Consider the following 10,071-nt stretch of genomic DNA (forward strand, 5'->3'; position numbering starts at 1 on the left):
ACGTCTTCATCCCGCATCAGGCGAATCTGCGGATCGTGGAGACCATGGCCCACACCCTCGGCTTGCGCGAGGACGCGGTGATCGCCCGCGATGTCATCGATACGGGCAACACCTCCGGCGCCTCGGTGCCGCTTGCGATGGAGCGGCTGTTGCGCGAGGGCACCGCGCACGGCGGTCAGACCGCACTGCTGTTCGGTTTCGGCGCGGGCCTGTGCTACGCGTCCCAGGTGGTGGAGCTCCCCGCCGCCGTGGGCGGAGACGGCGAGTACCACGCGGCTGCCCTGACGACGGTGAGCGAGTCAGGCGCGCTGGTCGCCGGTGAGTGAGCCGGATGCCGCAGGCATCCCGATCGAGAGGTGGCGAAGAGATGAACGAGATGATCGACAACGGCGCAGCCATCGGGAATCCGCATTCCGATGCCGACAGGCGCAGATACTACGCCGACGGCTGGTGGCAGGACCGGGTGCTGTGGGACTTTCTCGTCGACGGCGCAACGGCCCATCCTGAGCGGGTGATGATCACCGACGGCAACAACACGCTGACCTACGGGAGCCTGCGGGAGAAGGGCGTCCGCCTGGCCGCAGGGCTGGCGTGGCTGGGTGTCGGGCGCGGGGACCGGGTGGCCGTGCAGTTGCCGAACTGGGCGGAGTTCGGCGTGGTGGCGATGGCGCTCTCGCGCCTGGGCGCGGTGCTCGTACCGATCATGCCGATCTTCCGAGGGGACGAGGTCGGCTACATCCTGGAGCACTCCGGTGCCGAGGTGCTGATCGGCCCGGCAACGTTCCACAAGTTCGACTACCTGGACATGTACCTGCAGCTGCGCGAGGCGACCCCGACGTTGCGGGAGATCATCATGATCAGGCCGGGCGCGACCGTCGTGCCGGAGGGAGTGCGCGAGTTCGAGGCGCTCTTCGTCGCGGGTGACGTGGACGACCTGGATGCCGGGCTCGGCACCACCGCGGCCGCCGACGACGGCGCGCTGCTGGTGTACACCTCCGGGACGACAGCGCGGCCGAAGGGGTGCTTTCACAGCTTCAACACGATGTATGCCGGAGCGAAGGCCGTCATGGAGAAGCTGCGGGTCACCTCCGACGATGTGGTCTTCAACCCGTCGCCGGTCGCCCACTCCACCGGGCTGGTCGTCGGACTGATCCTGCCGCTGCTGGCGGGTGGAGGATCGCACTTCCAGCCGGAATGGGACCCGGAGGAGGGTCTGCGCCGGATCGAGGCATACGGGTGCACGATCTCTGTGACGGCGGCCACGTTCCTTTCCACGACGATGCAGGCATATGACCCCGAGCGCCACGACGTCAGCGGCATGCGGTTCTGGGGATGCGCGGGAGCACCCATCCCGGGGCCGATCGTGCAGCAGGCGCGTGCGGTCTTCCCGCGAATGAACCTCATCGCGATCTACGGCCGATCCGAGAACTTCGCCTCGACCATGACCGGGCCCGACGACCCCCCCGAGCGTGCCGTCACCTCCGACGGCCGCGCCACGCCCGGCTCCCAAGTGCGGATCCTGGACGATGCGGGCCAGGATGTCCCCATCGGGTCTGAGGGCGATGTCGCCTTCAAGGGGCCCTCCCTCATGCTGGGGTACTACCGAGATCTCGCAGCCATGGCGGAGACTCTCACGCCGGACGGCTTTCACCTCTCCGGTGACCTCGGGTTCGCCGACCAGGCGGGGTTCGTGCGCATCACGGGCCGCGTGAAGGACATCATCATCCGCGGCGGGCTCAACATCAGCGCGCGAGAGGTCGAGGATCTTCTGGCCGGTCATCCCGACATCCTCGACGTCGCCGTCGTCTCGATGCCCGATCCCCGTCTGGGGGAGAAGGCGTGTGCCTTCGTCGTGCCCCGTGATGGTGCGGCACCCACCGTGGAGTCACTCGGCGAGTATCTGCGCGCTCGCGACGTCGCCGTTCAGAAGCTGCCGGAACGGGTGGAGCTGGTGGATTCCCTGCCGAGGACAGCGCCCGGAAAGGTGCGCAAGAATGTCCTTCGCGACATGATCGCCGACAGGCTCAGAGCCGAGGGTGTCATCCGTGTCTGACTCGACCGACCCCGATCCCGATGCCGATGCCGATGCCGATGCCGATGCTCGTGGTCGGGACGGTGGACCCGCCATGAGCGCGTCGAGCGCGGGAACGGGGCATGTGTGAGCGCGCGGGTCGCCATCACAGGGTTCGGAGCCTTGACGCCGGTGGGAGGCGATGCCGAGTCGTCGTGGGCGGCGCTGACGGCGGGAGAGTCGGGGGTGCGCCCGATCGACGAGCCCTGGGTGCAGGGGATGCCGGTGACCTTCGCCGCCACCGTGCCGGACGAATATCTGGCGGGCATCAGTGTGCCGGAGAGGCGCCGGCTCGATCGTGTGCAGCAGTTCGCCATGGTCGCGGGTCGGGAGGCGTGGGCGCACGCGGGCAGCCCGGGGGTGGATCGGGACCGGTTGGCCGTGGTGATCGGCAACGCGATCGGCGGCATCACGAGCATGCTCGAGCAGGTGGAACGGCTGCGGGAGGGCGGGCCGCGACGGGTTTACCCGCACACCGTGACGATGATGATGGGCAACGGCGCCGCGGCCTGGCTGTCGATGGAACTCGGTGCCCGCGCGGGAGCGCGTGCGCCGGTGAGTGCCTGCGCGTCGGGCTCGGAGGCGCTGCTGATGGCCCGGCAGATGATCCTCGCCGGAGACGCCGACGTCGTGGTCGCCGGCGGGGTGGAGGCCTGCGTGACCGCGCTGACGGTCGCCGCGCTCTCCCAGACCCGCGCGCTGTCGCGCCGAAATGACGATCCGCAGCGCGCGTCGCGGCCTTTCGATACCGCCCGCGACGGGTTCGTCCTCGGCGAGGGCGCCGCGTTGCTCGTGCTCGAGAGTGAGCAGCACGCCCGCGCCCGGGGAGCACAGGTACACGGATGGCTCGACGGAGCATCCGTCACCTCGGACGCGTACGACATCGTCAACGCCGACCCCGAGAACCAGGCCCGCACGATGACGCTCGCACTGCGGTCGGCGGGATTCGAGCCGGGCGACATCGATTTCGTGCACGCGCACGCGACATCTACGCCGGCGGGCGACCTCAACGAGGGTCAGGCCATCCATGCGGCGCTCGGGGCGGTCGCGGTGACATCGACGAAGTCGATGGTGGGACACCTGCTCGGCGGTGCGGGCGCACTCGGCGCGCTCGTGACGACCCGCGCGCTGCGAGAGGGAATGCTTCCGGGCACGATCAATGTCGATGAGGTCGACCCGCGCATCGCTCTCGATGTGGTCCGCAGCACGAGGACCGGTCCGTACCGCGCGGGCCTCGTGAACGCGTTCGGCTTCGGCGGGCACAACGTATCGCTCGTGCTGAGCGCTCCGTGACCGCGCAGCCCCAGCTGAAGCCGAGGCCGTGCTGTCCGTGGTTGCCATCGGGGCGCACTGCGGCCCCGATGATCCGGAACGGCGCGAGGGTTTTGCGTGCGACGTCGTTCATGACGGCGAAGATCGCGTCCCAATCCTTGTGCCATCCTGAACCACTCGTGTTCGCCTGAGCGGTGTCGCGGCAGGCTGGTTCTCGTCCGCGCCGTATGCTGGGCTGGCGCGACAGCTACGCCGGCGTATGAGAGGTCGGATCGAGCCTGGGGGAGAGTCCGTGATGGGGGATTTCGCTCGGCGTATCGACGCGATCTCGCTCGCGAGCCTGCGGGAAACCGGCGCAACCAAGTGGTCTTCGGACGACGGTGCGATCGGGGCGTTCGTCGCTGAGATGGACTTCGGGGTTGATCCCCGTATCGCGGCGGCGCTGCATCGAGCGATCGATGAGGGCATGTTCGGCTACCTGCCGGGACGTCTCGGGACAGGCCTGGCTGATGCGGTCTCCGCCTATGTCGACGACCTGTACGGCTGGTCGGTCGAATCTTCGGATGTGAAGCCCATCTCGGATGTCATCGCTGCCTTCCAGTTCGCGTTGGCGCGTCGGCTCGTGCCGGGGGAGAAGCTCATCGTGCCGACGCCCTCGTACATGCCGTTCCTGCGGGTCGCGCACATGGCCGGCGTCGAGGTCATCGAGATGCCCTTGTCGATCGTCGATGGACGGTACGAGTTCGACCTCACTGCGCTTGAGGGGGCATTCGCCTCGGGAGGTCGCCTGCTGGTGCTCTCCAACCCGTTCAACCCCGTCGGGCGTGTGTTCAGTGCAGCGGAGCTGCGGGACATCAGTGAGATCGTCGAACGCCATGACGGCTCCGTCTTCTCCGACGAGATCTGGGCACCGCTGGTCTATCCCGGACACACGCACGTGCCCTACGCGAGTGTCTCTCGCGCCTCGGCCACCCACACCCTCACCGCGATGAGCGCGTCCAAAGCGTGGAATCTTCCCGGGCTCAAGTGCGCGCAGCTGGTGCTGTCGAACGATCGCGACCGCGAGGACTGGGATCGATTCGGGTCATCGGTGCGCGGACCGAGCAACCTCGGAGTGATCGCGAACACGGTGGCGTTCCGAGACGGCGGCGAGTGGCTCGCCGACACTCTCGACTACCTGACAGGCAATCGCGACCGTCTCATCGATCTGCTCGGCACTGAGCTGCCCTCGTTGTGGATGCCGATTCCCGAGGGCACCTACGTCGGATGGATCGACTTCAGATCTCTGAACCTCGGCGAGTCCCCGGCGGACTTCTTCACCCGGGAAGCCGGGGTGAAGCTCACGGATGGCAGCTCCTGCGGCGCCGCCGGCATAGGTTACGCGCGCCTGATCTTCGGGACCCCTCGACCGATCCTCGAGCGCATCGTCAAGCAACTCGCCGCGGCCGTAAGACGACAGGCGCCCACCAGCAGCGGCGTCGGTTAGACGGAGAACGAAGGCGCCCGGCTCCGCGGGGACCTTTCCCGCCACGGAGCGTTCCGTAGGACGGGGAGGCCCCCCCGGCGCTTGTTGCGGAGTACGCTACGACCATGGCCGAGGAAGATCCGGTGACTACCAACCCGGCGCACTACCGCACGATCTTCGAGAACGAGTTCGTCCGAGTCCTGGAATACGGCGACGAACCCGGGGAAAGCACAACGCCTCATGTGCATCCGAACAGCGTGATGGTGACACTCACCGGTTTCCAGCGGCGGCTGCGCACTGATGCAGGAGCACGCGAAGTCGACATCCCCGCCAATCAAGCGGTGTGGCTTCCTGCCCAGCGCCACGCCGGCGACAACATCGGCCAGTCTGCGACGCACACGATCTTCGTCGAACTCAAAGGCGACGCGGCGGGTGTCGTCGACGACCGCGTCTTGGGGCCCAGCATCTGACCCAGGCGTATTTCCGATTCCGCGGAACCGCCTCGCACGCGGGGGCCGCGTCGTAGCACGGCCGGAGCGCGCTGGATGCTGCTCTATGCGAACGTCGTGGAGCCGACGCACGGGTTCTGAGAACCCGAACCAAGCTCGTCTCCCCGCTTACCGCGAGTTGCTCGACGAAGGCGCTCGCTTGTCCGTAACGGCGACCCGGATGTCACGGCGCACTTCATCGCCAACGGCCTGTTCGGAGTGATCTCGTGGTGGCTGGCGGATGTCGTGGAGCGCAGTCCTGAAGAGATCGCCGCCGCAATCATGGCCGTCATGCCCGCAGACTTCGCCGACTGAGCTCCGTGTCTGCACCCACGCCTGCAACGCCCAGGACGATCATTGCGCCGGCAGCTCCCGACTGCGACTCAGTCCCAGACGGCACGAACCGCATCTGCCACTCGATCGGCCTGGTCGAGACCGGCGACAGCCGACGCCGCACGCGCCTTCGGGTCGAGAGAGTTCTTTCCCATTGCCGACTGAGTCGTGGCGTCTGGCGCCACGATGACTGATGCGCTCGCACCAGTCGTCGTGAGTTGCTCCGCAGGTGTGGTGCCCTTGCGAAGCCCCCTGGTCTGCGGAGCGATGACGACCACGCGGTCATTGCCGGCGGCGAGGTCGACGTTGGCTACCGAGCGGATGCCGCCGTCGAAGTACCGCTGCGCACCGATGGTGACCGGGGGCCACACCATCGGGACCGCGCAGCTGGCCGCAACGGCATCAGTGAGCTCCACTCCGCTGAACGTGTCGAAGACGGTGAACGCGCCCGTCGTCGCGTTCACCGCCGGGATTGTCAGCGAAGTCTCCGGCCAGGCCTGAACGGGAAGCCGCTGTTCGATCACGGCACGCCTCACCGGCTCCGTGACTGTACGAGCACGCAATGCCATCGAGCCGACCTTTGCCAGCGCCTTCCGCTCGTCTTTCGTGCCGCGCAGGGCGACGATGAGTTTGAGCAGTCCGAAGAGCCCGAGCTTGCCCGGCAGTTCATCGACTCGCCCTTCGATCTGCGCTTCGTAGAGCTCTTCGAGCGGCGTCGGCCCGGCCACCTGAGCGGCGACAGCCGACCCGGCTGAGGTGCCGACCATCAGGTCGGCATCACGCAGATGGATGCCGCGTCGTTCGAGGCCGAGCAGGATGCCGGTCTCCCAAGCGATGCCGGTCAGGCCGCCGCCGCCGAGCACCAAAGCCCGCGTTTTGGTCATGGTGCACCCTACTCACCGGAGTCGGCATCGTCCAGGTCCCACGCGCGAAGCCGTCGCAGCAGGGTGCGCTTCTTCTGCGTATGGTCTTGCATCCGGGTGAGGATTCCGGCGAGCATCGAGATCGCGTCGTCGATGAACGGTCCCTTGTTGAGCATCACGCATTCGGCTCGCTCGGCCATCGCCGCGTCGGTGACCTCCGCCCTGGAAGGCAGTCCGGTGCGGGCCATGGTGTCCAGCACCTGGGTGGCCCAGATGACGGGCACGTGTGCGGCTTCGCACAACCAGAGGATCTCTTCCTGCACCTCAGCCATTCGTTCGAAGCCGGCTTCCACAGCGAGGTCGCCGCGGGCGATCATGACTCCGATGTCCTCCCACCGCATCGCCTCCAGCAGAATCTGCGGCAACGACTCGAAGGCGGCGACCGTTTCGATCTTGAGCACGACGTCCAAAGCGTGGTCCTGGACATCGTCCAGGTGTCGCAGCAGTTCCCTGACATCCGCGGCGCTGCGGACGAAGGAGATCGCCACGATGTCCGCGTGCTGCTTCACGGAGGCCAGGTCCTCGATGTCCTGCGCCGTCAACGCGGACTGGGACAGCCGAGTGTCCGGGAGATTGATGCCCTTCTCGGCGCGGAGCCTGGTGCCGTTGACGCCCGCGCGGCGCACCTCCACAGTCAGCTCATCGGCGGCGACGCCCGTGATCACCCCGCCGATCCTGCCGTCGTCCAGCAGCACGCGCTCACCGGGTCGGGCATCCGCGAAGATCGTCGCCAGCGTGCAGCCGATACGGTGCGGGCCGTCGGCGGATACCTCGGCCGGAGTGAGGTCACGGGTCAGGACGAGGATGTCGCCGCGTTGAATCAGCATCGACTGCTCGAATGCCGGGAGCGGTCCGACATGAGCCGTGTCGTCGTCGGCCGCGGATTTCTTGCGGGTGGACAATGCGGTACCCGGGACGAAGTAGACCGTCTTCGGCACCGAGACCAGGCATCCGTCCGAGTCTGCCTTCTCGACGGTGAGGATGCGCCGGGAGCCCCGCGCATCCACCAGGCGGATCTTCTCACCGATGCGGCGTCTCCCGGCCCATGCGGCCTCCTGCAGCGGGATGACCGGCACGACGGGTGCCATCGCATCCGACGGCGGCGCTCCGAGCCACAGAAGTGCCGGCTGCAGCAGGTTTCCGACGGCGTCGCGCGACGGTCTGACCTTCAGTACTGCGGGGCCGCGCTGGATCGGCCCGGTACGGAGCTTGGGCCCGCCGAGGTCCATGGAAATCAGGCAGCGGCGCCCGGTCGCCGCTTCGGCGGCACGGATGTTCGCCACCATCGCCGCCCATTTGTCGGGTCCGTCGTGGGCGCAGTTGATTCGCGCGATGTCCATGCCGCTGGTGAGCATGCTGCGCACGAGCGCCGGATTGGATGCCGCATCGCTCGGCAGCGTCACCATGATTCGCGTGGGTCGGCTGTTCGGCCGCGGTCCGAGAAGACTCGCCGCGTTGCGTGAGAGCAGCTCAGCACCATCGGGAGTATCGGGCGTCCGCGAGAGCGTTCCATCTGCCTGTCCGGCGAGCCGGGTCAGAGTCGCGATCAGCGCATCGACGCCCGCCAGCACTTGCGACTCGGTTCTTCCCAGCGACGAGAGGCCCTCTTCGGACAGGCGTCTCTGGAGGTCACGGATGTCGTGCGCTCGCAACTCCGCGTAGTGGACGAGGTTGGTGGCGCTGTACCGGTGACGTGGCCGAACCGCGGCGATCTGCGCTGCATGCCGCACCTCCGCCGCCAGGATGTCCTGGCGCAGGAGTCGGACATCCTGCAGCAGTGTCTCGTAAGTGCCCGACTCGCTGGTCTGCATTGCTCACCCGCTCCCGTCCGCCGGATATCGCAGCGGCGCGCTGAGGACCATGCGCCATCGTCAACACTCGCACGAAAACCCTGAGGCACACGGAGTGGTCTGACGAGGCAGCCAAGTGTTCATCTCGGCGTCGCGATGAGGCCATGAATCTCGGGGCCGGGTCAGAGCAGTGGCGCGACCCCTGCGTATCCGTCGGGATCGACCGCCGACGACCCGGCGGGACCGCCGAACACGCGTGTAGAACCCGGCGACCCCGACCACGCGGGCCATCCCGGGTCGCCGCCGACGATCAGGTCCGCCGCGGCGCGGTGGGTCTGGTCAGCGAGTGACTGCGGCGGGTTCGGACCGGTCAGCGCCTCGACGTCGATCGAGTCGAGGCAGTCGAACCAGAACGGCACGTCGATGCAGTGCACCGCCGATCCGTTGACCATGCCGGGCTGCGTCGAGCGGAACGCATAGCGGTACACCCAGGTGGGTGCCGCTCCGCGGGCGCGGGCGATCTTCACGACTGCGGTCCTGAACATGCGGTCCGTGATGTAGCGACCGACGACTGCGGCGTGTCCGCGGGCGACGACATCGCGGTTGGCGGCGATGTACGCCCTGCGCTGTGCGCCCTTGAGGCCGGACTTGCCGAGCAGGATGCGCAGCGGGATCCAGCGGAGCTTGTTCTTGGCACCCGCGACGACCATCGAGAACTCGTCGTCGTTCGCACCGAGCACAAGGGGCTTGTCGGCGCCGACTCCCGCGGCGAGCGATTCGATCGTCGGACGGATGATGAGGTCGCCGTCGATCGCCGGGCCCAGGGTCAACCCTTCGTCGAGCACCTTCGTCATCGCGTCCGGCCCTGACATGTCGGTCGCGGCTTTCTGCGCCTCGATGATCCGCTCCTCGGGCACCGTCGACAGCGCTGCGCGCGTCGGCGCGACGCCGGCCCTCGATGCGACATCGCGCCCGACGCGCTGCCACGTCTCGGGGGCGACGTCGGCGATCACACCCGACGCCGTCCACACGCCGTGGAACAGGTGCTGCGCCGACGGCATGCCGAGCAGAGTCAGCACCGCCCCCCCACCCGCGGACTGTCCCGCGATCGTGACGCGTCCCGCGTCGCCGCCGAAGCTCGAAATGTTCTCCTGGACCCACTTAAGTGCCAGCAGCCAGTCGCGCACGCCTCGGTTGGACGGGGCATCCTCGATCCAGCCGAAGCCGTCGAAGCCCAGGCGGTACGAGATCGTCACCGTCACGACGTCGTCGCGGTTGAATGAGCGTCCGTCGTACCAGGGGCTCGCGGGTGAACCGGCGAAGTAGCCGCCGCCATGGATCCACACCAGCACCGGGAGGGCGGCATCCGCCTCCCCCGGCACCGGAGTGAACACATTCACGTTGAGCGTCGACTCGCCCGGGACCGAGGGTTCGGGGATGAGCGTCACGCCGGGGTGGCCGCGCTGAGCGGTCGCGCCGAACTCGAGCGCGTCGCGCACCCCCTCCCACGGTTCCACCGGCACCGGAGCCGCGAAGCGAAGCTCACCGACCGGCGGCTTCGCGAACGGGATGCCCAGGAACGCGGCGCTGCGCGCCTCTGAACCCGGGATGTCGCGCCAGGCGCCGCGGACGCGGCCCACGCGGGTGTCGACCTCGACGAGGGTGAGGGTATCGGTATCTGTCATGCACTCATTCCTATCGCTTGCAGGTGGAGTTCTACCGGACGCCC

The 10,071-nt window shown here is 67.8% G+C and carries 8 protein-coding genes and 1 pseudogene; 6 read left to right on the top strand and 3 right to left on the bottom strand.

The window, feature by feature from the left end; all coding sequences use genetic code 11:
- From QZV84_RS07090 to QZV84_RS07115, 6 genes and pseudogenes are all read left to right on the top strand, one after another.
- The coding region (locus QZV84_RS07090) for a 3-oxoacyl-[acyl-carrier-protein] synthase III C-terminal domain-containing protein (RefSeq protein ID WP_292827442.1) at positions 1 to 326 on the top strand (326 nt) is incomplete at its 5' end.
- Between the two features lie 41 nt (positions 327 to 367).
- Positions 368 to 2,053, top strand: coding sequence for an AMP-binding protein (locus QZV84_RS07095; protein WP_292827444.1), 1,686 nt, complete (start codon positions 368 to 370; stop codon positions 2,051 to 2,053).
- A gap of 105 nt (positions 2,054 to 2,158) precedes the next feature.
- Entirely contained in the window at positions 2,159 to 3,364 is a 1,206-nt protein-coding gene (locus tag QZV84_RS07100; RefSeq protein WP_292827447.1) for a beta-ketoacyl-[acyl-carrier-protein] synthase family protein, read from the top strand.
- A gap of 274 nt (positions 3,365 to 3,638) precedes the next feature.
- The gene (locus tag QZV84_RS07105) at positions 3,639 to 4,829 is read left to right on the top strand and encodes an aminotransferase class I/II-fold pyridoxal phosphate-dependent enzyme (RefSeq protein WP_292827450.1); all 1,191 of its coding nucleotides are present in this window, start codon (positions 3,639 to 3,641) and stop codon (positions 4,827 to 4,829) included.
- A 104-nt stretch (positions 4,830 to 4,933) separates the two neighbouring features.
- Positions 4,934 to 5,278, top strand: coding sequence for a cytoplasmic protein (locus QZV84_RS07110; RefSeq protein WP_292827453.1), 345 nt, complete (start codon positions 4,934 to 4,936; stop codon positions 5,276 to 5,278).
- 192 nt (positions 5,279 to 5,470) lie between these two features.
- A pseudogene (locus QZV84_RS07115) lies at positions 5,471 to 5,611 on the top strand (TetR-like C-terminal domain-containing protein); the annotation flags it as partial.
- Between the two features lie 68 nt (positions 5,612 to 5,679).
- On the opposite strand, the gene QZV84_RS07120 reads toward QZV84_RS07115, so the two are convergent.
- From QZV84_RS07120 to QZV84_RS07130, 3 genes are all read right to left on the bottom strand, one after another.
- On the bottom strand, positions 5,680 to 6,513 hold the full coding sequence (locus tag QZV84_RS07120; protein ID WP_292827456.1) for a patatin-like phospholipase family protein: 834 nt from the start codon (positions 6,511 to 6,513) through the stop codon (positions 5,680 to 5,682).
- 8 nt (positions 6,514 to 6,521) lie between these two features.
- Positions 6,522 to 8,363: a pyruvate kinase gene (locus QZV84_RS07125; protein ID WP_292827459.1), complete on the bottom strand. Its 1,842-nt coding sequence runs from the start codon at positions 8,361 to 8,363 to the stop codon at positions 6,522 to 6,524.
- Positions 8,364 to 8,524: 161 nt separating this feature from the next.
- Positions 8,525 to 10,027 carry a carboxylesterase family protein gene (locus QZV84_RS07130; RefSeq protein ID WP_292827462.1) on the bottom strand — a complete coding sequence of 501 codons (1,503 nt, stop codon included), beginning with the start codon at positions 10,025 to 10,027 and terminating at the stop codon, positions 8,525 to 8,527.
- Between the last annotated feature and the right edge of the window lie 44 nt (positions 10,028 to 10,071).

The organism is Microbacterium sp. (assembly GCF_011620715.1).
GTDB lineage: Bacteria > Actinomycetota > Actinomycetes > Actinomycetales > Microbacteriaceae > Microbacterium.